The organism is Pseudacidovorax sp. (assembly GCF_017991995.1).
Lineage (GTDB): Bacteria > Pseudomonadota > Gammaproteobacteria > Burkholderiales > Burkholderiaceae_C > Xenophilus.
Window position 1 is genome coordinate 255,266 of record NZ_JAGOPN010000004.1, and the last position, 22,192, is coordinate 277,457.

Annotated in this window: 20 protein-coding genes and 1 riboswitch; of the genes, 8 read left to right on the forward strand and 12 right to left on the reverse strand. The window is 70.7% G+C overall.

All coding sequences use genetic code 11. The annotated features are described in order from the left end of the window. Positions 1-87: 87 nt before the first annotated feature. Both KBC94_RS07490 and KBC94_RS07495 read left to right on the forward strand, forming a co-directional pair. Positions 88-909, forward strand: a complete 822-nt coding sequence (locus KBC94_RS07490; protein ID WP_294368102.1) for a PhaM family polyhydroxyalkanoate granule multifunctional regulatory protein — start codon at positions 88-90, stop codon at positions 907-909. Further along, complete coding sequence (locus KBC94_RS07495; RefSeq protein WP_294368105.1) at positions 906-2,195, forward strand: FIST N-terminal domain-containing protein; 1,290 nt, start codon at positions 906-908, stop codon at positions 2,193-2,195. Before KBC94_RS07490 ends, KBC94_RS07495 begins: the two co-directional genes overlap by 4 nt. Positions 2,196-2,223: 28 nt before the next feature. On the opposite strand, the gene KBC94_RS07500 is transcribed toward KBC94_RS07495, so the two are convergent. Next, positions 2,224-3,120 (reverse strand): LysR substrate-binding domain-containing protein, encoded by an 897-nt coding sequence (locus KBC94_RS07500; RefSeq protein ID WP_294368108.1) that lies wholly within the window; start codon positions 3,118-3,120, stop codon positions 2,224-2,226. A 133-nt stretch (positions 3,121-3,253) separates the two neighbouring features. On the opposite strand from KBC94_RS07500, the gene KBC94_RS07505 reads away from it, so the two are divergent. Continuing rightward, positions 3,254-3,874 (forward strand): glutathione S-transferase, encoded by a 621-nt coding sequence (locus KBC94_RS07505; RefSeq protein WP_294368408.1) that lies wholly within the window; start codon positions 3,254-3,256, stop codon positions 3,872-3,874. Positions 3,875-3,929: 55 nt separating this feature from the next. After that, positions 3,930-4,418, forward strand: coding sequence for a DUF2127 domain-containing protein (locus KBC94_RS07510; RefSeq protein WP_294368110.1), 489 nt, complete (start codon positions 3,930-3,932; stop codon positions 4,416-4,418). A gap of 99 nt (positions 4,419-4,517) precedes the next feature. Here the strand turns inward: KBC94_RS07510 and KBC94_RS07515 are convergent, their stop codons facing one another. The 8 genes from KBC94_RS07515 to KBC94_RS07550 form a co-directional block, all read right to left on the reverse strand. Next, positions 4,518-5,246, reverse strand: a complete 729-nt coding sequence (locus tag KBC94_RS07515; protein WP_294368114.1) for a GntR family transcriptional regulator — start codon at positions 5,244-5,246, stop codon at positions 4,518-4,520. Beyond that, positions 5,243-6,136, reverse strand: a complete 894-nt coding sequence (locus tag KBC94_RS07520; protein WP_294368117.1) for an ABC transporter permease — start codon at positions 6,134-6,136, stop codon at positions 5,243-5,245. The genes KBC94_RS07515 and KBC94_RS07520 overlap by 4 nt, the downstream gene beginning before the upstream one ends. 144 nt (positions 6,137-6,280) lie before the next feature. Beyond that, entirely contained in the window at positions 6,281-7,198 is a 918-nt protein-coding gene (locus KBC94_RS07525) for an ABC transporter permease (RefSeq protein ID WP_294368120.1), read from the reverse strand. Between the two features lie 259 nt (positions 7,199-7,457). Beyond that, positions 7,458-8,738 carry a PotD/PotF family extracellular solute-binding protein gene (locus KBC94_RS07530; protein WP_114801404.1) on the reverse strand — a complete coding sequence of 427 codons (1,281 nt, stop codon included), beginning with the start codon at positions 8,736-8,738 and terminating at the stop codon, positions 7,458-7,460. An 83-nt stretch (positions 8,739-8,821) separates the two neighbouring features. Further along, the gene (locus KBC94_RS07535) at positions 8,822-9,853 is read right to left on the reverse strand and encodes an ABC transporter ATP-binding protein (protein ID WP_294368127.1); all 1,032 of its coding nucleotides are present in this window, start codon (positions 9,851-9,853) and stop codon (positions 8,822-8,824) included. Positions 9,854-9,960: 107 nt separating this feature from the next. Next, positions 9,961-10,572, reverse strand: coding sequence for a flavin reductase family protein (locus KBC94_RS07540; RefSeq protein WP_294368130.1), 612 nt, complete (start codon positions 10,570-10,572; stop codon positions 9,961-9,963). Between the two features lie 36 nt (positions 10,573-10,608). After that, complete coding sequence (locus KBC94_RS07545; RefSeq protein WP_294368133.1) at positions 10,609-11,919, reverse strand: D-amino acid dehydrogenase; 1,311 nt, start codon at positions 11,917-11,919, stop codon at positions 10,609-10,611. Between the two features lie 95 nt (positions 11,920-12,014). Next, positions 12,015-12,120: riboswitch (glycine riboswitch) on the reverse strand. 148 nt (positions 12,121-12,268) lie between these two features. Further along, positions 12,269-13,000 carry a helix-turn-helix domain-containing protein gene (locus KBC94_RS07550; RefSeq protein WP_294368135.1) on the reverse strand — a complete coding sequence of 244 codons (732 nt, stop codon included), beginning with the start codon at positions 12,998-13,000 and terminating at the stop codon, positions 12,269-12,271. 1,038 nt (positions 13,001-14,038) lie between these two features. Between KBC94_RS07550 and KBC94_RS07555 the strand changes: the two genes are divergently transcribed. From KBC94_RS07555 to KBC94_RS07570, 4 genes are all read left to right on the forward strand, one after another. Continuing rightward, complete coding sequence (locus KBC94_RS07555; protein ID WP_294368411.1) at positions 14,039-15,982, forward strand: MFS transporter; 1,944 nt, start codon at positions 14,039-14,041, stop codon at positions 15,980-15,982. Between the two features lie 10 nt (positions 15,983-15,992). Continuing rightward, the gene (locus KBC94_RS07560) at positions 15,993-16,646 is read left to right on the forward strand and encodes a phosphatase PAP2 family protein (protein WP_294368138.1); all 654 of its coding nucleotides are present in this window, start codon (positions 15,993-15,995) and stop codon (positions 16,644-16,646) included. Positions 16,647-16,825: 179 nt separating this feature from the next. Further along, on the forward strand, positions 16,826-17,950 hold the full coding sequence (locus tag KBC94_RS07565; RefSeq protein ID WP_294368142.1) for a serine endopeptidase: 1,125 nt from the start codon (positions 16,826-16,828) through the stop codon (positions 17,948-17,950). An 88-nt stretch (positions 17,951-18,038) separates the two neighbouring features. Then, positions 18,039-18,440 carry a DUF3597 domain-containing protein gene (locus KBC94_RS07570; protein WP_294368145.1) on the forward strand — a complete coding sequence of 134 codons (402 nt, stop codon included), beginning with the start codon at positions 18,039-18,041 and terminating at the stop codon, positions 18,438-18,440. A 66-nt stretch (positions 18,441-18,506) separates the two neighbouring features. Here KBC94_RS07570 and tgt read toward each other — a convergent pair whose 3' ends face one another. Genes tgt through queA form a run of 3 tightly spaced genes read right to left on the reverse strand, consistent with a single transcriptional unit; the run spans position 18,507 to position 22,077 of the window. Further along, the gene (gene tgt / locus KBC94_RS07575) at positions 18,507-19,685 is read right to left on the reverse strand and encodes a tRNA guanosine(34) transglycosylase Tgt (protein WP_294368147.1); all 1,179 of its coding nucleotides are present in this window, start codon (positions 19,683-19,685) and stop codon (positions 18,507-18,509) included. Continuing rightward, a complete protein-coding gene (locus tag KBC94_RS07580; RefSeq protein WP_294368149.1) occupies positions 19,682-20,998 on the reverse strand; it encodes a hypothetical protein in 1,317 nt (438 codons plus the stop codon). Before KBC94_RS07580 ends, tgt begins: the two co-directional genes overlap by 4 nt. Beyond that, the gene (gene queA / locus KBC94_RS07585; protein WP_294368151.1) at positions 20,995-22,077 is read right to left on the reverse strand and encodes a tRNA preQ1(34) S-adenosylmethionine ribosyltransferase-isomerase QueA; all 1,083 of its coding nucleotides are present in this window, start codon (positions 22,075-22,077) and stop codon (positions 20,995-20,997) included. Before queA ends, KBC94_RS07580 begins: the two co-directional genes overlap by 4 nt. Between the last annotated feature and the right edge of the window lie 115 nt (positions 22,078-22,192).

The following is a 22,192-nucleotide window of genomic DNA, read 5'->3' on the forward strand; positions in this document are numbered from 1 at the left end:
CGCCGGCCGCCCGCCCCAGCGGCGAGCCCACGATGCCGCCGCCGTGCGCGCCCGATCCGCCTTCGAATGCCCGACAGGAGACGCCCCATGTCCGATGCCAGCCCGCCCCCCTTCAGCAGCTTTGCCCAGTTCGTGCCGGGCTTCGACTTCCTGCGCAACCTGGCCGCGGGCGGTGCCTCCGCCGCCAGCGCCATGCCCGGACTGGGCGGCATGTCGAGCTGGGTCGCGCCGACGCTCAGCGTGGAGGAGATCGACAAGCGCATCCAGGAGCTCAAGGCCGTGCAGTACTGGCTGGAGCAGAACGGCCATGCGCTCAAGGCCACCATCCAGGCGCTCGAAGTGCAGCGCATGACGTTGTCGACCCTGCGCGGCATGAACGTGCGCATGGAGGACCTGGCCCAGGCCTTCGCCGATTCGACGACCCGCGCGGCCGAGGCCGTTCGCGAGGCCACAGCGGCGGCCACGGCGGCACCTGCGGCGCGCGATGCAGCGCCAGAGCCCGCGCCCGCCCCGGCTCCCTCGGCCGAGGCCCCGGCGGAAGAGGAGGCCGACGCCCCTGCCGCCGCGCCCGGCGTCATCGACCCGCTGCAATGGTGGGGCTCGCTCACCCAGCAGTTCCAGCAGATCGCCAGCCAGGCCCTCAAGGAGGCCTCGGCCATGCAGATGCCGATGGCCGCGGTCGGTGCGATGCCCGAGGCGCCGGCCGCTGCAGCCAAGTCGGCCGGCCGCAAGGCGCCGGCCAAGAAGGCCGCGTCCCGCAAGACGGCGGCGCGCAAGAAGCCGGCGGCCTCCAAATCCACCGCCGGCAAGAAGCCGGCGGCCTCCAAATCCACCGCCGGCAAGAAGCCGGCCGCCGCCTCCACCGCCGCCAGTGCCCGCCGCACCGGCGGCAACCGGAGCACCGGATGAAGCTCTTTCCCACTGGCCACGCCACCCATCCCGACTGGCGCATGGCCGCCGGCCTGGTGCTGGCGCAGTTGCGCGCCCAGATGGCGCTGCCCGACTACGAATCCTTGCCCTCGCTGGGCCTGCTCTACGTCACCGACCACTACACGGCCGAGGCGGCCGACATCCTCGACCTGCTGGCGGCCGAGCTGCCCGAGGTGAGCGACTGGGCCGGCGCCGTGGCGGCCGGCATCGTGGCCAATGCCGCCGAGTACATCGACGAGCCCGCCATCGGCGTGATGCTGCTGGGTGTGCCGGCCGACCAGTACCGGGTGTTCTCGGGCGTGGCGCCGCTGGCCGCCTCCGGCCATGCGCCGGGCGACGGGCCCAACGCCGGCTTCAGCGCCCGCTGTGCGCTGGTGCATGCCGACCCCGAGACCCCCGAACTGCCCGAGCTGATTGCCGAGGTCGCCGGACGCACCGACGACGGCCTGCTCTTCGGCGGGCTGGCGTCGGGACGTGCCGGCGCGCTGCAGTTCGCGCTGGGCGGCAACGGCACCATGGCGGGCCAGGGCGCCACGCGCGGTGTGTTCGAGGGCGGGCTGTCGGGCGTCGCCTTCGGCCCCGAGGTGGAACTGACCACACAGGTCACGCAGGGCTGCCAGCCCGTCTCGCGCCAGCGCGAGATCACCGGCGCCGACGAGAACCTGCTGCTCACGCTCGACGGCCGACCTGCCCTGGACGTGCTGCTCGAAGACCTGGGCATCTCGCTGGAGAAAGACCCGCAGCAGGCCATCGACACCGTGCGGGCCACGCTGGTGGGCCTGTCGGCCGCCGGCACCGACGGCGTGCGCATCACCGGCGACCTGGGCCCGCACGCGCGGGTGCGCCACATCATCGGCCTGGACCCCAAGCGCCGCGCCGTCGCCATCGCCGACCGGGCCGAGGCCGGCATGCGCATGAGCTTCTGCCGCCGCAACGCCCAGGCCGCGCGCGCCGACCTGATGCGCATCTGCGCCGAGATCCGAGAAAGCCTGGAGCCGCAGGAGCAGAGCCTGGCCACCGCGCAGGCGCTGGCCCTGTCGGAGACCGATGCCTCGCCGCACCCGGCGCGGCGCATCGCCGGCGCGGTCTACATCAGCTGCGTGGGCCGCGGCGGGCCGCATTTTGGTGCGCCCAATGCCGAGCTGCAGATCCTGCGACATGCGCTGGGTGATGTGCCGCTGACCGGCTTCTTCGCCGGCGGCGAGATCGCCGGGCATCACCTCTATGGCTACACCGGCGTGCTGACGGTGTTCACCGCGGAGTGACGCGCTCGGATGGGGCCGAACGGCGGCCTCAGGCGCCCGCCAGCTCGGCCCGGTAGGCCGTCACTTCCTCGGCGAGCCAGTGGCCGAAGGCCGTTGGCGGCCCTCGCCGCCCGCCCGTGGTCGGCCACACCAGCCAGTACGGATAGGGATAGGGCACGCGCACATCGGTCAGCGCCACCAGCTCGCCGCGCTGCAGCAGGCCGTGCACGATGCTCCGCCGCTCCAGCGCCACGCCCTGGCCCAGGCGCACGGCCTCGATCGTGAGGTTGGAGTCGTTGATCCACAGGCCCGCGAGCGGCGGCGGTTCGGGCAGGCCCACGGACTCGCACCAGCTCGACCAGGATTCGGCCGAGCGCACCGGCGGGCAGGCCAGCACCTCGGCCGGCGTGGCCGGCAGCCGGCCGCCGCGGAAATGCGGCGCCGCCACCATCAGCAGCTCGTCCTCGAACAGGGGCTGCTGGCTCAGGCCTTCCCAGGGGCCATGGCCCATGCGGATGGCGACATCCGCCGCGCCCTGGCACAGGTCCTGCACGTCCAGGCCGGCCTGCAGGCGGATGCGCTCATGCGGATGGCGCTCGGCAAAGCGCGGCAGCCGGGGAAGCAGCCAGTGCAGGCCGAAAGAGGGAATCACCGACACCACGAGCTCGCCCTCGCGCGGGCGCACCCGCAGGCTGCGGGTGGCATCGCCGATGTCCGAAAGCGCGGCGCGCACCTGCAGCGCATAGAGCCGGCCGTTCTCGGACAACCGAAGTCCGCGCCCTTCGCGCTCGAACAGCGACAGGCCCAGCAGCGATTCGAGGTGCCGCAGCTGCTGGCTCACGGCCGAGTGGGTGACGTGCAGCGTCTCGGCCGCGCGGGTGACGCTGCCCAGCCGGGCCACGGCTTCGAAGCATCGCAGGGCTTGCAGGGGCGGCAGGTCGCTCATGGAAGGCGGGGGTCGTTGAAGAAGAACTAACGGATTGGCGCAGAACAAGTCGATGGTGCCTGCGGCGGCCAAAGGGTAGATTGAAAGGCGCGGCACTGATGCCTGCCTGACTCTCTGAAGTGGAACTGAAATGATGCAACTGATCGGCATGCTGGACTCGCCCTACGTCCGGCGCACCGCCATTGCCCTGGACCTGCTGGGCCTGCCCTTCGAATCGAAGCCCGTCTCGGTCTTCCGGCAGATGGAGGAATTCCGCCGCCACAACCCGGTGGTGAAGGCGCCCACGCTGGTGCTGGACGACGGCCAGGCGCTGATGGATTCGACCCTGATCCTGATGCATGCGGAGCAACTGGCCGGCCCGGGCCGCAGCCTGTGGCCGACCGATGCCGCCGACCGTGTGCGGGCCCTGCGCCTGACCGGCCTGGCCCTGGCCGCCTGCGAGAAGGCGGTGCAGGCCGTCTATGAGCGCGAACTGCGCCCGGCCGAGCGGCAACATGCGCCCTGGTCGGAGCGCGTGACGGGTCAGATGCGCACGGCCTGGCAGTTGCTGGAGGCCGAGATGCGCCGCGCGCCCGTGCCCGGCGGCGCCCGTGCCGGGGCCATCGGTCATGCCGGCATCGCCATTGCCGTCAGCTGGCATTTCACGCAGCAGTCGCTGCCGGGCGTGCTGGCGCCCGCGGACTTTCCGATGCAGACGGCTTTCTCGGCCGAGGCCGAGGCGCTGCCGGCTTTCACCCGCTGGCCGCACGCCTGAAAGAGCCGGCCCGCGCCGACCCGGCGGCGTCGGCGGGCCGTGCGATCATCCCGCGATGCACTCCCGCTCCGCCCGCGCCATCCGGCTGGTCGCCCTCATCGAAGCCTTCAAGGGCGTGCTCGCCGTCGCTGCGGCGTCAGGGCTGCTCCTGCTGCTGCACAAGGACCTGCGCACGGTGGCCGAGCACCTGGTGCACCACCTGCACCTGAACCCGGCCTCGCACGAGCCGCAGGTCTTCATCGACTTCGCAGCCCATCTGCAGAACGGCCGGCTGGCGCTGCTGTCGGCGGGGGCTGCGGCCTATGCGCTGGTGCGCTTCACCGAAGCCTATGGCCTGTTCCGCGAACGGGCCTGGGCCGAGTGGCTGGGCGCCCTCAGCGGGGGCATCTACCTGCCCTTCGAGGTGCTGGCGCTGGTGCGGCACATGCACTGGCTGGATGTGGTCACGCTGACGGCCAACCTGACGGTGGTGGGCGTCATGGTGCGGGCGCTCTGGTTACGGCGGCGTGCGGCTGCGCCGGGCCTCCCGATGCGGGTCAACTGACCCGACACCGCTCGGGTTGAGCAGGTCGACGCCTGGGCATCCTCCCTTCGACCCTTCGGCAAAACCCGGACAGGCCAGGCACAGGGCCGCCAGGCCGTCTCAGCCCACCACGCCGAGCAGCCGCGCCAGGTCGCCCGCCGTCTCCGGCCGCGAATCGAAGGCCAGCTGCGACTCCAGCCGCGTCAGGTGCTCGTGCATGCGCCTGGCCGCCTCCGGCGCATCGCGCAGGCGGATGGCGTCGATCAGCGCCCGGTGCTCGCGGCAGCCGCAGGCCGTGGCCTCCTCGCGCTCGTCGGCATGGGCCGAGCTGTAGGTCATCAGGATCAGCGAGGTGCGCGAGATCAGCTCGCGCAGGATGCGGCCCAGCGTCTGGTTGCCCGAGCGCTCGGCGATGGCCAGGTGGAAGTCGCCCGCCAGCCGGATCGCGCGGCGCATGTCGCCGCTGGTGCGGGCGGTCTCCTCCGCCTCGGCCGAGGCGCGCAGGCGCTGCACGTCGGCATCGCTGGCGCGGGCCACGAACAGCTCGACCAGCGTCGGCTCGATCAGCCGCCGCGCGCCGAAGACCTCGCGCGCTTCTTCCTGAGTGGGCTCGGCGATGGTGGCGCCGCGGTTGGGCGTCAGCGTGACCACCTGCTCGTTGGCCAGGCGCACCAGCACCGGACGGATGCGCGTGCGCGAGACGCCGAAGGCGCTGGCCAGCTTGTCCTCCACCAGCTTGGTGCCGGGCGGCAGCTTGTGGTCGAGGATGGCCGAGACGATGCGCTCGTACATCTGCGCCTCGGTCAGCGCCGTGGTGGCGGCGGCGGGGCCGCTGTCCCCCGACGTCATCGGCGGCCCGGCGTCTGGCGGCGGCGCAGCAGCAGCGCCAGGCCCACGGTGAGGCCCATCACGCCCAGCGACACCACGGTGGTGACCGTGCCCAGCGCATAGATGGCCGGCGTGGTGACGGTGGAGGTCAGGCCCTGCAACTCCAGCGGCAGGGTGTTGACGTCGCCGATGGCCTGCGAGGTGCGGGCGATCTCGTCCCAGCTCAGCGTGAAGCCGAACATGCCGATGCCGACGATGGAGGGGCCGATCAGCGGCAGCACCACATGGCGGAAGCTCTGCCATGGCGTGGCGCCCAGGTCGCGGGCGGCCTCCTCGTAGGCGGGATTGAAGCGGTTGAACACGGCGAACATGATGAGCAGGCCGAAAGGCAGCGTCCAGGTGAGGTGGGCGCCCAGGGCCGAGGTGAACAGGCCGAGCGCAGTGCCGTAATTTTCGAGCATGCCGTCCGCGCCCAGCGCGGCCAGGGCCGACTTGAGGCCGGTGTCGATCAGCCGGAACTGCAGGCCGATGCCCAGCGACACGATGATGGACGGCATGATCAGGCTGGCGATGCTCACGTAGAACAGCGCCCCGCCGCCCGCCAGCCGCTTGCGGAAGGCCAGCCCCGCCAGCACCGACAGCCCCACCGTGAGGGCCATCACCGCCGTGCCCAGCGCCAGCGAGCGCCGGAAGGCTGCACCGATATCCACCGTGCCCAGCCCTTCCGCGAGCTGCCGGAACCAGTGCAGCGACACCCCCCGCATCGGAAAGGTCAGCCCACCCTCCGGCCCTTGGAAGGACAGCACGAAGATGGTGAACATCGGCCCGTACAGAAACAGCACGAACAGCACGAACACCGCCGCCAGCGGCCAGAACCCCGGCGCACGCGCCTCAGAAACCCGAGCCTGCATGAAAGTCACTCCTGTCGTTGCTATCGTTGCTGTCGCCGCCGGTCTTCGCGGGTGGCACCGCGGAACCGGCTCCGCCGGGCCGCTGGTGCCGCCCCCTTGAGGGGGAGGCGCCGAAGGCGCCACGGGGGTGGGCCCAAGTGCTGGCTACAACTCTTTCCGGATGTCGACCACCCGCGTCAAGGCCCAGATGATCATCAGCACCACCGCCAGCAGGATCACCGCATTGGCCGCCGCCAGCGGGAACTGCAGGTAGCTGGTCTGCACCTGGATGATCTTGCCCACCGAAGCGATCTGCTGGCCGCCCATCACGCCGATGGTCACGAAGTCGCCCATCACGATGGTGATGACGAAGATGGAGCCGATCAGGATGCCGGTGCGCGACAGCGGCACGATCACGTTCCACAGCGTCTGCCAGCCCGAGGCGCCGCAGTCGTCGGCCGCTTCGAGCAGGCTGCGGTCGATGCGCATCATGCTGTTGAAGATCGGCACGATCATGAACATGGTGTAGAGGTGCACGAAGGCCAGCACCACCGAGAAGTCGGAGAACAGCAGCCACTCCACCGGCTCGTGCACCAGCCCCAGGCCCATCAGCGTCTGGTTGACCAGGCCGTTGCGGCCCAGCAGCGGCACCCACGAGATCATGCGGATCACGTTGCTGGTCCAGAAGGGCACCGTGCACAGCACGAACAGCAGCGTCTGCATGCCCGGCGAGCGCACGTGGAAGGCCAGGAAGTACGCCACCGCGAAGCCCAGCACCAGCGTGATCGCCCACACCAGCAGGCAGAACTTGAAGGTCGACAGATACGTCGACAGCGTCACGCACAGATCGCCGTTGTCCGTGAGGTGCGAGCAGCCCTCGAAGATCGCGAGGTAGTTGCGCAGCGAGACCGCGGGAATCAGCTCGTACTCGTTGAAGTCCCACAGGCTGACCATGCCGATCAGCACCAGCGGCACCACGAAGAAGAGCAGGAACACCAGCGCGAACGGTGCCGCCTGCCACCAAGGCTTGGCCCCGCCCTCCATCGGCGCAGAAGCATGGACGCTGGATGCGGGAGCACTCATGGCAGTCAGGGATGAGGAGAAAGCGCCGAAGCGCGAAAGATGAAGCAGGGGGCGTCAACGCCGCCAATGCGAAGCGAGGCGAAGCGAAAAGAGCGTCAACCCCCACGCGCCCGCTCCAACCCACAAGAGCGATCACCCCGGCAAGCGCAGCGAGCCGCCGCGGGAGCACCCGCGGAACCGGCTTTGCCGGGCCGCTGGGTGCGCCCCCTTGAGGGGGGAGGCGGCTACACGAAGTGAGCAAGCAACGGGGGTGGTCCCTTTATGCGGCGACGAATTCGTTCCATTTCCGGACCATGTATTCGTTCTCATCCATCACCGCGTTCCAGCACGCGATGCCGCCCATGCGCTGCTCGTAGCTGCCGCCGTCGCGCACGCTGCCCGCCTTGGCGATCACCACGCCCTGCGGGCTCTTGATGTCCTGCGTGGCCGGCTTGCCTTCCATCCAGTAGGCCCACTCGTAGGGTTCCATCTTGGCCTTGGCCGTCTCCAGCACGGCGCTGTAGTAGCCCTGGCGGTTGAGGTACGCGCCGGCCCAGCCGTCGAGGAACCAGTTGATGAACTCGTAGGCGGCGTCCAGCTTCTTGCCCGACAGCGTGGCCGGCAGGCCGAAGCCGGATGCCCAGGCGCGATAGCCTTCCTTCAGCGGCTGGAACACGCAGTCGATGCCCTTGCTGCGCACCGCGGTCACGGCGGGGCTCCACATCGACTGGATCACCACCTCGCCCGAAGCCATCAGGTTCACCGACTCGTTGAAGTCCTTCCACAGTGCGCGGAACTGCCCGGCCTTCTTGGCTTCGATGAGCGTCTTGATCGTCAGGTCGATCTCGGCCTTGCTCATGTTGCCCTTGTCCTTGTACTTGTGGATGCCCTTGGCCTCCACCACCATCGCCGCGTCCATGATGCCGATGGAAGGGATGTTCAGGATCGCGGCCTTGCCTTTGAACTCGGGGTTGAGCAGCTCGGCCCAGCTCTCGATCGGGCGCTTGATCAGGTCGGGACGGATGCCCAGCGTGTCGGCGTTGTAGGTGGTGGGGATCAGCGTCATCCACTGCGTGGGCGCCTTGGCGAAGACCTTGCTCTTCTCGCCTTCGAGGAAGATCACTTTCTTGGGCGCCGTGCCCTGGTCACCCACGGCCTTGCCGGCGACTTCGCCCTTGGTGAAGAGCGAGGTGATCTTGTCGGCGTTCTTCACGCGCTTGACGTCGATGCCCTTCAGGTTGCCGGTGGGCACGATCTTCTTGAGCGAGAAGAACTCGGTGTCGATCAGGTCGAAGCTGTTGGGCGCGGTGACGGCGCGCTTGGTCACGTCGTCGGTGGTCACGGCCACGTACTGGATCTCGATGCCGGTGTCGGCCTTGAACTTCTCGGCGATGGCCTTGTCCTGGTTCACCGCGGTGCCCAGGTAGCGCAGCACCATCTTCTCCTGCGCATGGACGAAGGGCGCCGCCCCCGTGGCCAGGATGCCGGCCATGCCGGCGCCGCCTTGCAGCAGGCTGCGGCGCGAAAGGCCGGGGGTGCGGGGATCGAGCGTGTCGGACATCGAGGACTCCTTGTTGGGGGATGAGGAAGCGCGAGCGCGGTTGGAAAAAAGAAAGGGCAGAGGCGACGGCTTGGGCGTGCGGCTCAGGCCGGCAGTGCATGTGCCTGGTGCGGCGCCCAGAACAGGTGCACGTCTTCGCCCAGGGCATAGGGCCGTTCGGCGAAGCGGGCTTCGGGCAGCATCACCGACACGCCGTTGGCGCCAGCCGCGTCCTGCGCCTGCAGGCCGAGCAGCACGTAGGTGCCCTGGTATTCGACGTCGGTGACGGTGGCGCCCATGCCAGGCACTGCCACGACGGCGGCGTCGCCCGCGGCCGGCCGGATCTGCAGGTGGTCGTTGCGCACGGCCACCTTGCCCGTGCCGGTCTGGATCACGTTGTGGCCGCCCATGAAGCGCGCCACGAACTCGGTGGCCGGGGCGTTGTAGACCGCATGCGGCGAGCCGACCTGCTCGATGCGGCCGTGGTTCATCACCACCATGGTGTCGGCCAGCGCCATCGCCTCTTCCTGCGAATGCGTGACGTGAATGAAGGTCAGGCCCAGCTCCTTCTGCCAGCGGCGCAGCTCGGCGCGCATCTGCACGCGCAGGAAGGGGTCGAGGGCGGAGAGCGGCTCGTCCAGCAGCAGCACGCGCGGCTGGGTGATGAGGGCCCGGGCCAGCGCCACGCGCTGCTGCTGGCCGCCGGACAGCTCACCCGGCTTGCGCTGCGCCAGGTGGCCGAGCGAGACGCGCTCCAGCAGGTCCTGCGCGCGGGCCTGGCGCTCGGCCCTGGCCACGCCTTTCATCTTGAGGCTGAAGGCGACGTTGTCCAGCGCCGACAGGTGCGGGAAGAGGGCGAAGCTCTGGAACATCATGGCCGTGCCGCGCGCGGCGGCGGGCAGGTCGGTGATGTTGCGGTTCTCCAGCAGGATGTCGCCGCTGGTCACCGACTCGTGCCCCGCGATCATGCGCAGCGTGGTGCTCTTGCCGCAGCCCGAGGGGCCGAGCAGGCAGCAGTAGCTGCCGCTGGCAATGCGCAGGTCGATGGCGTCCACGGCTGGCGCGCCCTGCGCATAGCGCTTGGTCAGCGCGACGAGCTCGATGGCGGCGGGCGATGGCGTGGCGATGGCGTCCATGCCGATGGCCTACGCAAGGCGTGTGCCAGCGTGCGCTCATTGTTTGCACGCAATCGCCGCCAAAAATTGCGTACAAAAAGCACCGCCGCAGTGCGCGGCGGGCCGGTTCAGCGCCGAAGCGGTGCCAGCGGCTGCGCGTCCGCCGCGTCGCCGTCGATCAGGAAGTGCCCGCCCGCCACGTGGTGCAGGGTGCGCAGCGCGTCGTGGCCGTCGAAATGCCAGCGGCCGTCCGAGAAGACGCGCGCATCGGCCTGGGCGGCCACCACCTCGCCCAGGAACAGGTCGTAGCGCTGCTGGATCGGCGGCTCGGGCAGCAGCCGGCATTCCAGCCAGGCGGCGCAGCCGTCCAGCAGCGGCGCGTCCGTCGCGCTGCCGGCAAAGGTGGCCAGGCCATAGGCCGCGAACTTGTCGAGGCCGCCCAACGCATCGGCATCCCGGCCCGAGACGCTGCCCAGGGCGTTGCACAGGTCCAGTTGCGCCCGCACCGGCACCTGCAGCGCGAATTCGCCGCTGGCTTCCAGCAGTTCGCGGGTGAAGGTGCTCTTGTCCAGCACCACGGCCACCTTGGGCGGGTCGAAGTCCAGGGGCATCGCCCAGGCGGCCGCCATGATGTTGCGGCGTCCGCCCGCCGCCGCGCTCACCAGCACGGTGGGGCCGTGGTTGAGCAGGCGGTAGGCCTTGGCCAGGTCGACGGGGCGGCGGTGGTGGGCGGTGGTCATGCGGCCGACGATAGCGCGCCCGTGTGTCGGAGCCGATCAGGCAGCGCTAGCGAGCGGTCCGGGCACGTTGCCCACGCGGGTCGCGGCGGTGAAGGCGAATTCCACCTCCGGCGCCAGTCCGCTCACAATGCGCGCGATGGACTGGCCCGAGCCGCAGGCATGCGTCCAGCCCAGCGTGCCGTGGCCGGTGTTGAGGAACAGCCGGCCGATGCGGCTGGCGCCGATGATCGGCACGTTGCTCGGCGTGGCCGGACGCAGGCCGCTCCAGAACTGGGCCCGCGCCGTGTCGCCCGCACCGGGAAAGAGCTGCTCCACGCGGCGCACGATGGCCTCGCAGCGCACGGTGTTCAGGTCGCGGTCGTAGCCATTGAGCTCGGCCGTGCCCGCGATGCGCAGGCGGTCGCCCTGCGGCCCGGTCAGGCGCGAGAACACCAGCTTGAACTCGTCGTCCGTCAGCGAGACCTGGTGCGCGCGGCTCGCGTCCTTGACCGGCATGGTCACGGAATAGCCCTTGGCCGGGTAGATCGGCAGCCGGATGCCCAGCGGCGCCGCCAGCAGCGGGCTGAACGAGCCCATGGCCAGCACATAGGCGTCGGCGCGCAGGCGCTGGTAGCGGCCTTCCACGTCGGTGGCTTCCACATGGTCCAGTTCGCCGGCCACCTCGCGCAGCGCGGTGATGGTGTGCCCCATCAGGAAGCGCACGCCGGCCGCCTCCGCCCTCTTGGCGAGTTCGCGGGTGAAGCGGTTGGCGTCGCCCGACTCGTCCTCGGCCGTGTAGGTGGCGCCGGCGAGCTGCGGACGGATGTGGGCGAGGGCGGGTTCCAGGCGCACGGCATGGTCGGCGTCGATCACCTGCCGCTCGCAGCCGAGCTGGCGCATCTGCTCGGCCGGTGCCTGGGCGGCGTCGAATTCCTTCTGCGAGGTGTAGAAGTGCAGGATGCCCTGCGTGCGCTGGTCGTAGGCGATGCCGGTGTCGCGGCGCAGTTGCTGCAGCACGTCGCGGCTGTAGGTGCCCAGGCGCACGATCTGCTCGATGTTGTGGCGGGTGCGCGCGGGCGTGCATTCGCGCAGGAAAGAGAGGCCCCAGAGCCACTGCCGCAGGTCGGGCCGCAGGCGGAAGAGCAGGGGCGCATCCTCGCGGCCCAGCCACTTCAGCAGCTTGAGCGGCGCGCCGGGGTTGGCCCAGGGCTCGGCATGGCTGACGGAGATCTGGCCGCCATTGGCGAAGCTGGTCTCGGCGCCGGGCGTGGCCTGGCGGTCGACGACGGTCACGTCGTGGCCGAGCTGGGAGAGGAAGTAGGCGGAGGTGGTGCCGAGCAGGCCGGCGCCAAGGACGATCACGCGCATGGAAGAACCCCTTTCAGGTTGCAGCGCATGAACGCGGCAGCGGGGACTCGTCCTTGGAACACAAAGGAGCAACCGCCGCATGACGCGTTCAGGTTGCCGCTCCCCCTGTCCTTGGTACCTGAGAGTTTCACCCGCAGCGCGCGCGGCGGGTTTGCTCCTTCGGTGCGCCACATGGCGTGGCGGCTCTCCAGACGGCGTGATGGATGTGCAGTACGGGCCCGTCGCCGGACCGACCTGAGCGTTTATGGGAGTTTGCGCCTTCGGTAGCGCCGCCCGGCCGGTGCCGGTGGGCGGTGCGTTCTCCTGCGGGGCGCGATTCTAGGGGCGGATGCGCTGGCGCCAAAGCCCTTCATCGCCGCAGCTGGGTGAACTGGGCGAACTCCCACTCCCGCATGGCCAACAGAAGGGTGTAGCCCTCCAGCTCGCCAGCGGGCAGCTTCTGGTCGGTCTGGTGCTGCTGGGCGAAGTCCTGCGCCACGCGCTGCAGCCGCTCCAGGAAGGCCGGCGCCAGTGCCCGCGAGATGGAGCCGTGCACCAGCAGCAGTCCCTCGGCCGGGCCGTCGAAGCCGCCTGCGTAATAGTCCAGCACCACCTCTTCGCGGAAGAACTGCATCACCGGTCCATGAGGCCGCCAGCGGAAGGTCTTGGCCACCTTGAGCCGGTAGCGGTTGAGCGGCCGCAGCTCGATGATGCCGATGCGGTCCAGCTGCGCCAGGTAGCCGATGCATTCGGCCTCGGTGATGCGGTAGGTGGCGACGATCTGCTCCAGCGTCCACTGGCTCAGCACGTTGATCGCCACCAGCAGCAGCTTGCGGTCGCGCACCACGGCCTGCTCCTGTTCCTGCGTCAGTTCGCGCAGCAGCGGCTGGCTGTCGGCCACGCGCCGCGCCAGGTCGGCGAAGTCGATGCGCAGGGCGCGGCAGATGGCGTCGATGCGCGCCAGCGGCATGTCGCCCCGGGCCAGCATGCGCTTGACGCTGGATTCGGCCAGGCCAAGCGCCGCGGCCAGATCGGCGTAGGTCATCTGCGCCGCCTTGAGTTCGCGCTTGATGGCGCTGACGAGGTCCTGGGTGGTGCTCACGGGGCGGGGCGGTATCGGCAGGCGATACCTGGAGTGGTTTTGTCTGCCACTGTATTGGAATATGAGCCTCGGCGGCGAGGGTGGGCCGGGAGACTGCGCCACCTTCTTCAAGTCCTCCTGCTGGTCATGTCTTCATCCACCGCCTCCGCTGCCGACCCCGCGCCTACCAACACCGACGCCGCCCTTCTGCCACGCGGCCTCGGGCTGGCGCTGGCCGGCCTACTGCTGCTCTGGCTCGCCGCCTGGCTGGCCGGGCCGGCCTTGCTGGCGGCGCTCGGCCTGCCCCTGGATGCGCACGGCCACTTGCAGGCAAATGCACCGGCCGTGGCCGCGCCCTTCGCCGACGTGCGACCACGCTGGGGCATCCCCAACGCCTTCGACGTGCTGAGCAACCTGCCTTTCGCCCTGGCCGGCCTGTGGGGCCTGGCGCGACTGCGGGCGCGAACTTTGCCGGCGGCCACGCGCCGTGCGGCGCAGGTGTTCTTCGCCGGCCTGCTGCTGACGTCGCTCGGCTCTGCGTGGTACCACTGGGCGCCCGATGCCGGCCGGCTGGCGGGCGACCGGCTGGGCATGGCGGTCGCCTTCGCGGGGGTCTGGGCGTTGGTCGTGGCCGAGCGGTTGGCGCTGGCGGCGGTGCGGCCCGTGCTGTGGGGTGTGCTGTTGCTGGGAGCGGTGTCGGCGGCGTGGCCCCAGGTGGACGGCAACGTGCTGCCCTGGGCCGTGGTGCAGTACGGCGGCATCGGTTTCATCGTCTGGGCCTGGCGTCGCCCCATGGCGGCCGGTGCACTGGGCCTGCGCATCGGGGCCGTGCTGGCGGCCTACCTGTTCGCCAAGCTGCTGGAGATGAATGACTTTGCCCTCTTCGAGGCGACCGGGCAGGCGGTGTCGGGCCACAGCCTCAAGCACCTGGCGGCGGCGCTGGCGGCGCTGCCCGTGCTGGCCGCCGTGGGGCGGGCCCCGCTGCGGCAGAATGCGGCGGGCGCCGGCACCCCGCGTGCCCATCGGCCATGGGCGCGGGCCGGACTTCAGGACCAGACCATGCGCACCGACGCCCCACCGGCCGCCGCTTCTCCGGCGCACGCCAACCAGTTCGCCCTGCTGCGCCAGCGCCGCTTCGCACCCTTCTTCTGGACGCAGTTCGCCGGGGCCGCCAACGACAACCTGTTCAAGTTCGCCTTCACGGTGATGGTGACCTACCAGCTGCAGGTGGCGTGGCTGCCGCCCTCGCTGGCGGGGCTGGCGATCGGGGCGCTGTTCATCCTGCCCTTCCTGCTGTTCTCGGCCACGGCGGGGCAGCTCACCGACAAGTACGACAAGGCCCGCATCATCCGGCTGGTCAAGACGCTGGAGATCGCGATCATGGCGCTGGCCGGCTGGGGCTTCGTGGCTGCCAACGTGCCGGTGCTGCTGGGCTGCGTCTTCCTGATGGGGCTGCATTCCACGCTGTTCGGCCCGGTCAAGTTCGCCTACCTGCCGCAGGCGCTCGACGCGCATGAGCTGACGGGTGGCAACGGCATGGTGGAGATGGGCACCTTCGTCGCCATCCTGCTGGGTCAGGTGGCGGGCGGCCTGCTGGTGGCGCTGCCTGGCATCGGCCACGGCACCGTGGCGGCGGCCTGCGTGGCGGTGGCCGGCATCGGCCGGCTGACGGCGCAGGCCGTGCCCGCGGCGCCGGCCACCGACCCGGGCCTGGCCGTCAACTGGAACCCGGTGACCGAGACCTGGCGCAACCTCAAGCTCGCGCATGGCAACACGGTGGTGTTCCGCTCGCTGCTGGGCATTTCGTGGATGTGGTTCTTCGGCGCCATCTTCCTGTCGCAGTTCCCGAGCTTCGCCAAGGAGGTGCTGCACGGCGACGCACAGGTCGCCTCGCTGCTGCTGGTGGTGTTCTCGGTGGGCATCGGCGCGGGCTCGCTGCTGTGCGAGACGCTGTCGCGCCGCCAGGTCGAAATCGGCCTGGTGCCGCTGGGTGCCATCGGCATGAGCGTGTTCGCCATCGACCTGTACTTCGGCTCGCGCGGGCTGCCGCCCTCGGCCGAGATGGGCCTCGCCGCCTTCCTGGCCCAGCCGGCGCACTGGCGGGTGATGGCCGACCTGGCGCTGCTGTCGCTGTTCGCGGGCCTCTACAGCGTGCCGATGTATGCGCTGATCCAACTGCGCAGCCAGCCCACGCACCGGGCGCGGATCATCGCGGCCAACAACATCCTCAATGCGCTGTTCATGATCGCCAGCGCCGTGATCGCCGGGGCGCTGATCGGCGCCGGCTTCAGCATCCCGCAGGTCTTCCTCTTCACCGGCATTGCCAATGCGCTGGTGGCGGGCTACATCTTCCTGCTGGTGCCGGAGTACCTGCTGCGCTTCATCGCCTGGGTGGCGTCGCGCTTGGTCTACCGCTTCAAGGTGCGTGGCGACGAGCAGATCCCCGACCAGGGCCCGGCCGTGCTGGTGTGCAACCACGTGAGCTTCGTCGACGCCGTGCTGCTGATGGCGGCCAGCCCGCGGCCGATCCGCTTCCTGATGGACCACCGCATCTTCCGCGTGCCGGTGCTCGGCTGGCTGTTCCGGCTGGCCAAGGCGATCCCGATCGCGCCACAGAAGGAAGACCCGGCCGCCTACGAGCGCGCCTTCGACGAGGCGGCCCAGGTGCTGCGCGAGGGCGACCTGCTGGGCATCTTTCCCGAAGGCGGCATCACGCGCGACGGCACGCTGCAACCCTTCAAGGGCGGCGTGATGAAGATCCTGGCCCGCGCGCAGGAGGACGGCCTGGCCGTGCCGGTGGTGCCGATGGCGCTGACGAATCTGTGGGGCTCGTACTTCAGCCGCATCGAGCTGCGCGGCGGCGAGCCGGTGGCCATGGTGCGGCCCTTCCGCCGCGGCTTCTGGAGCCGCGTGGGCCTGAACGTGGGCGCGCCCCTGCCGGCTTCGGCGGTGCAGCCCGAACTGTTGCAGGAGCGGGTCGCCGGCCTGCTCGCCCAGCCCTGACGCCTTGTCGATGAACGCTTTCCTGAACTGGCATGCCCTGACCTGGCTGGGCGACAGCAGCCTGATGATGCCGATGGCGCTGGCCATCACCGCCTGGCTGGGCTGGGCGCGGCGGACGCGGCCCGTGATGTGGCTGTGGCTGCTGTGCGTGGGCGCGGCGGGCGCGACGGTGGTGGCGGGCAAGCTGGCGTTCATGGGCTGGGGGCTTGGCGTCGCCGCCATCGACTTCACGGGATTCAGCGGCCACACGACGCTGTCGACCACCCTCTGGCCGGTGGCGCTATGGCTGGCGGTTTCCAGCTTCGCGCATCGCTGGCGTGTGGCGGCCGCCTTCGCGGGCTGGGCCCTGGGCATGGCCATCGGCTATTCGCGTCTGGCCCTGGACGCGCATTCGGTGTCGGAGGTGGTGTCGGGCTTCCTGCTGGGGCTGTCGGCCAGCGGCTTCTTTCTGTGGCGCCAGCGGAGCAAGCCGCATCCCAGGCTGCGCCTGCTGCCGGTGCTGCTCACGCTGGTACTGCCCGCGCTGGTGATTCAGCCCGGCACGCGCGCGCCGACGCACGAACTGATCGGTCGCACTGCGGCCTGGATGGCTGGCAACGAGCGCCCCTTCGTACGGGCCGACCTGCATGCCGGCACGCGACCGTCGCGGCGGGCGGCCGGCTGAACGGGCGCTGCGCGGTGGTATCGCCTGGCGATACCTGAAGCCGCAAATTCCGAGCGAGGTACAGCCCGACACTTCCGTGAGATCAAAGCCCGGGCACGATGCGATTCATCTCGGGCGGCGGGCGAGCGGCTGGATCCCCCAAGCGCTGTCCAACGGCCGAGCCTGAAAGGAAATCGCCCATGAAGACCTCCCTGCGCCTGTCCGAAGCCTGGTTCCGTCGTGGCCTGTGGCTGTTGTCCCTGGTGTTCGCCAGCTTCCTGATCGGCCTGGGCGGCACGGTGGTGGGCGACCTGCCGCGGGTGGAGCGCCAGTTGCAGCTGGACGACTTCATCGACCGGCCGGCCGCTCAGGCCCAGCGCGACGCCCTGGCCCGCGCGCAACAGGCCCAGACCGAGGCCGACGAGGCCCTGGCGCAGGCGCAACTGCGCGCCCGGACGGCCCAGGCCAACACCCGTTCGGCCCAGGCCAGCCTCGGCGACTGGCTGGCCACGCGCAGCGCCACCGCCCGGCCTGAGCAGGACCCGGCCCTGATCGAGCGCACGCGCGCCCTCGACGAACTGCGTGCCGCCCAGCGGCAGGCCCAGGCGGCGGCCGAGCGCCAGGAGCAGCGGGCACTCGACGCCCGCCAGGCCGCTGCACGCAGCCAGCGCCAGCTGGATGAACTGGAAGCCGCCGCCGCCGCGCGCCTGCAGGCGGCCGAGCGGCGGCAGGAGCTGCGCGTCTTCGGCTACCGCCTCGCCCTCACGCTGCCGCTGCTGGCCGTCGCCGGCTGGCTCTTCGTGCGGCACCGCAAGGGCAACGGGTGGCCCTTCGTCTGGGGCTTCGTCTTCTTCGCCCTCTTCACCTTCTTCGTGGAGTTGGTGCCCTACCTGCCCAGCTATGGCGGCTATGTGCGCTACGGCGTGGGCGTGCTGCTGACGCTGCTGGCGGGCCGCTGGGCCATCGCTGCGCTTCAGCGCTACCTGGCGCGGCAGCAGGCGGCCGAGGCCCGGCCCGAGCCGGCACGGCGCCAGGCCCTGGACTACGACGTGGCGCTGGCGCGCCTGGCCAAGGGCGTCTGCCCGGGCTGCGAGCGGCCGGTGGACCTGAAGAACGCGGCCATCGACTTCTGCCCGCACTGCGGCATCGGCCTGTTCGACCGCTGCGGGGGCTGCGGCAGCCGCAAGAGCGCCTTCGCGCGCTTCTGCCACGGCTGTGGCAAGGCGGCGGAGACCCGGCCGACCGTCACTCCCGGTCCAGATACAGAGTTAAGCAACATTTCTTCGCAGAAGCCGGCAGAAGATCACGAACACGGCCGCCGCTGACGCAGGGCCACCCCGCACGGGTGCTAGAACCGGACACCCGCCGCCGAGCGGTGACGGTTCCTCCCCATCCGACCCAGGAGTCATGCCCGTGAGCATCTTCAGCAGCATCCTTTCCAAGATCTTCCCCGGCGCCCAGGCTGCGCCCGCCCCGGCCCCCGCGCCCGCCGCACCGTCGGCGACCGCTGCGCCGGCTCCGGCGGCGGCGCCAGCCGTGCCCGCGCCACCGCCGTCCATCCCGCTGGGCGAGGTGGCGCCCATCCTCGACGCCAAGCCGGGCGCGGCCCAGCTCAACTGGCGCACCTCCATCGTGGACCTGCTCAAGCTGCTCGGCCTCGACAGCAGTCTGGCCGCCCGCAAGGAACTGGCCAGTGAGTTCATCTACACGGGCAATGCCGAGCCGGGCTCCGCCGAATGGAACATCTGGCTGCACAAGCAGGTGATGACCCGCATCGCGGCCAACGGCGGCACGCTGCCGCCAGAGATGCGCTGAGCGCGTCGCGCCCCAAAAAAGAAAAGCGGCCTGCGGGCCGCTTTGTCGTTGTGGCAGAGGACCTTCTCAAACGCCCCGCGCCCGGTCGCTCGCGAACTGCCGCCGGAATTCGCCGAAGCGCCCCGCGTCCAGCGCCTCGCGGATCTCCCGCATCAGGTTCAGGTAGTAGTGCAGGTTGTGGATGGTGGTGAGCATCGGCCCCAGCATCTCGCCGCAGCGGTCCAGGTGGTGCAGGTAGGCGCGCGAGAAGCCGCCGCGGCCACCGTCGGCCCAGCTCACGCCGGCCGTTCCCGCGCAGGCATGGCAGGTGCAGCTGGGGTCCAGCGGCTGCGGGTCGTTGCGGTGGCGGGCGTTGCGCAGCTTCAGGTCGCCGTAGCGCGTGAAGATGGTGCCGTTGCGCGCGTTGCGGGTGGGCATCACGCAGTCGAACATGTCCACGCCCTGGGCCACGCCCTCGACCAGGTCCTCCGGCGTGCCCACGCCCATCAGGTAGCGCGGCTTGTGGGCCGGCAGACGGTGCGGCGTGTGGGCGGTGATGCGGCGCATGTCCTCCTTGGGCTCGCCCACACTCACGCCGCCGACGGCGTAGCCGGGGAAGTCCATCTCCACCAGCGCAGCCAGCGATTCCTCGCGCAGGTGCTCGAACATGCCGCCCTGCACGATGCCGAACAGCGCGTTGGGGTTCTGCAGCCGCGCGAACTCGGCCTGGCACCGTCTGGCCCAGCGCAGGCTCAGCTCCATCGACCGCCGCGCCTCGGCCTCGGTGGTGATGCGGCCCTGGGTCTCGTAGGGCGTGCATTCGTCGAACTGCATGACGATGTCGCTGTTCAGCACCGTCTGGATCTGCATCGACACCTCGGGCGTGAGCAGCAGCTTGTCGCCGTTGACCGGCGAGGCGAACTTGACGCCTTCCTCGCTGATCTTGCGCATGGCGCCCAGGCTCCAGACCTGGAAGCCGCCCGAGTCGGTGAGGATGGGCTTGTTCCACTGCTCGAAGGCATGCAGGCCGCCGAAGGCGCCCATCACGTCCAGCCCGGGGCGCATCCACAGGTGGAAGGTGTTGCCCAGGATGATCTGCGCGCCCATCTCCTCCAGGCTGCGTGGCATCACGCCCTTGACGGTGCCGTAGGTGCCCACGGGCATGAAGATCGGCGTCTGCACCACGCCGTGGTTGAGGGTCAGCGTGCCCCGGCGCGCATGGCTGTCGGGGTCGGTGGCCAGCAGGTCGAACTGGAGGGCGGTCATGGTTTGGCGGACGAAGAAGAAGGGGCGGCGGAGGGCTGCAGGGGCAGCAGCATCAGCACGGTGCGGTTGAAGTCTTCCACCACCAGCAGGCGGCCGGCGCGGTCGATGGTGAGGCCGGTGGGGCGGCCCATGGGCCGCACGCCGTCCCTGGCCTGCCAGCCGGCGAGCCAGTCGATGGCGGGGCCGGCGGGCAGGCCGGTCTTGGCATCGAGCTTGAAGCCGACCACGCGGTGGCCGCTGGCCTGCGGGCCGCGCCAGGCGACGAGCAGCTGGCCGGCGAAGGGCGTGCCGGCGGGGCCGAGCGTCATCTGCAGCGGCGCGGCATGCGCTGGCCACAGGGCCAGCGGCGCCTCGCTCTTGCTGCAGTCGTAGCGGCCTTCATAGCCCCGGGCGTTCTTGCGCGGGCCGACGCAGTAGGGCCAGCCGTAGAAGCGGCCGCGCTGCAGCAGGTTCAGCTCCTCGGGCGGGCTCTGCGCGTCGCGGTAGTCGATGCTGTTCTCGCCCTGCAGCACGCGGCCTTCGGGCGCCGCCGGCGTGGCGGGCAGCACGGCCAGCGCCATGCTGTTGCGCAGGCCGGTGGCGAAGGGCGCGAAGCGCTGCACGGTGCGCTGCGGGCCGCCGAGTTGCGCCTCGTACACGGCGGCGCGGGGCTTGCCCCCTTCGCCATCGGGGCAGGGCAGGGCGGGCGCGTCCTTGCCGCTGCGGCAGTTGTCGCTGCTGGAGCCGACGTTGACGTAGAGCCGGTCGCCGGGGCCGAAGGCGATCTCCTTGAGCGGATGGGTGCCGTCATCGGGCAGCTGGTCGATCACGGTCTCGCGTTGCGGCTCGGCGCCGGCGGCGCCGACGGGCGTTCGCCAGATCCGGCCGGCCTCGCCGACGTAGACCTTGCCGTCCGGGCCCAGCGCCAGGCCGGACGGCCGGTCGAGGCCGCTGGCCAGCACGGCAATGCGCGCTCGGCGCGGGGCGAGGCCATCGGCGGGCAGCGTCATCTCTAGCAGGCGGCCGCGCTTCGGCTCCCACGAGCCCATGTCGGCGATCCAGTACCGGCCGGGCGCCACCTCCAGGATGCGGCGCGGCGCACGCAGGCCTTCGGCCTCGTCGGCCAGCAGCGCGACGCAGGTGCCGGCGGGGCTGGCGATGTCCAGCCGCGCGAAGTCGCCGCAGCGGCCGGCGGGCGTGTAGCCGCGCGCGGCGGCGAGCAGCGGCAACCCCAGCGCACACAGGAGGGCCGTGTGCAGCAGTCGCCTCGCCGGGCAAGCTGCGGCTTCGCCGAGGTTGCGTGCGCCCCGCGGCGCAGACGGGCGGGCGTTCATGCCGCGCGCTCCAGCAGCATCGCGTCCCCGTAGCTGAAGAAACGGTAGCGCTCGCGGATGGCGTGGGCATAGAGCGCCATCACGCGCTCGTAGCCCGCCAGGGCGCTGACCAGCATCATCAGCGTGCTCTTGGGCAGGTGGAAGTTGGTGACGAGCAGGTCCACGTGTTGGAAGCGGAAGCCCGGTGTGATGAAGATCTGCGTGTCGCCCTGCGCCTGCCCGCTGGCGGCCCAGGATTCGAGTGTGCGCACGGTGGTGGTGCCCACCGCCACCACGCGGCCGCCGCGGGCGCGGCAGTCGGCAATCGCCTGCTGCGTGGCGGGTGGCACGTCATAGCGCTCGGCATGCATCACATGCTCGGCGATGTTCTCGGTCTTGACGGGCTGGAAGGTGCCGGCGCCCACGTGCAGCGTGACGTTGGCGCGGCGCACCCCGCGCGCCTCCAGCTTCGCAAGCAGGGCCTCGTCGAAATGCAGCGCCGCGGTGGGCGCGGCCACGGCGCCGGGCACGCGCGCGAAGACGGTCTGGTAGCGGCGGGCGTCCTCGGCGGCTTCGCTGACGCTTTCGTGTGCCTGCTGGCGCTCGATGTAGGGCGGCAGGGGCACGTGGCCGTGGCGCTCCATCAGCGTGTAGGGGTCGGCGCCGTCGTCGCTCTCCAGCGCGAAGCGGAACAGCGGGCCGCCTTCCTCGGGCCAGCGGCCCAGCAGTGTGGCGCGGAAGGCCGGCTGGCCGGGGCCGGCGTCCATGCGCAGCACGGTGCCGACAGCGGGCTTCTTGCTGACCTTCATGTGGGCCGCCACGACTTGGCCTTCGAGCACGCGTTCGATCAGCAGCTCCAGCCGGCCGCCGGTGGGCTTTTCGCCGAAGAGACGGGCCTTGACCACCTGCGTGTCGTTGAAGACGAGCAGGTCGCCGTCGCGCAGCAGCGTGGGCAGGTCGCGGAAGATGCGGTCGGCGGGTTCGGGGCCGGTGCCGTCGAGCAGGCGCGAGGCGCTGCGTTCGGGGGCGGGCTGCTGCGCGATCAGTTCGGGCGGCAGCGCGAAGTCGAAATCCGAGAGCGTGAAGTCGGTGCGGGACATGCTTGAGGGCCGGACGGGCCCGTTCCAAGAAAGAAGCGGAAGCCCTCCGTGCAGGCCATCGCGGGGCGGCAGCGTTCCGCACGGGGCGGAGGAGGGCGGGGAGGCAGAATTGTCC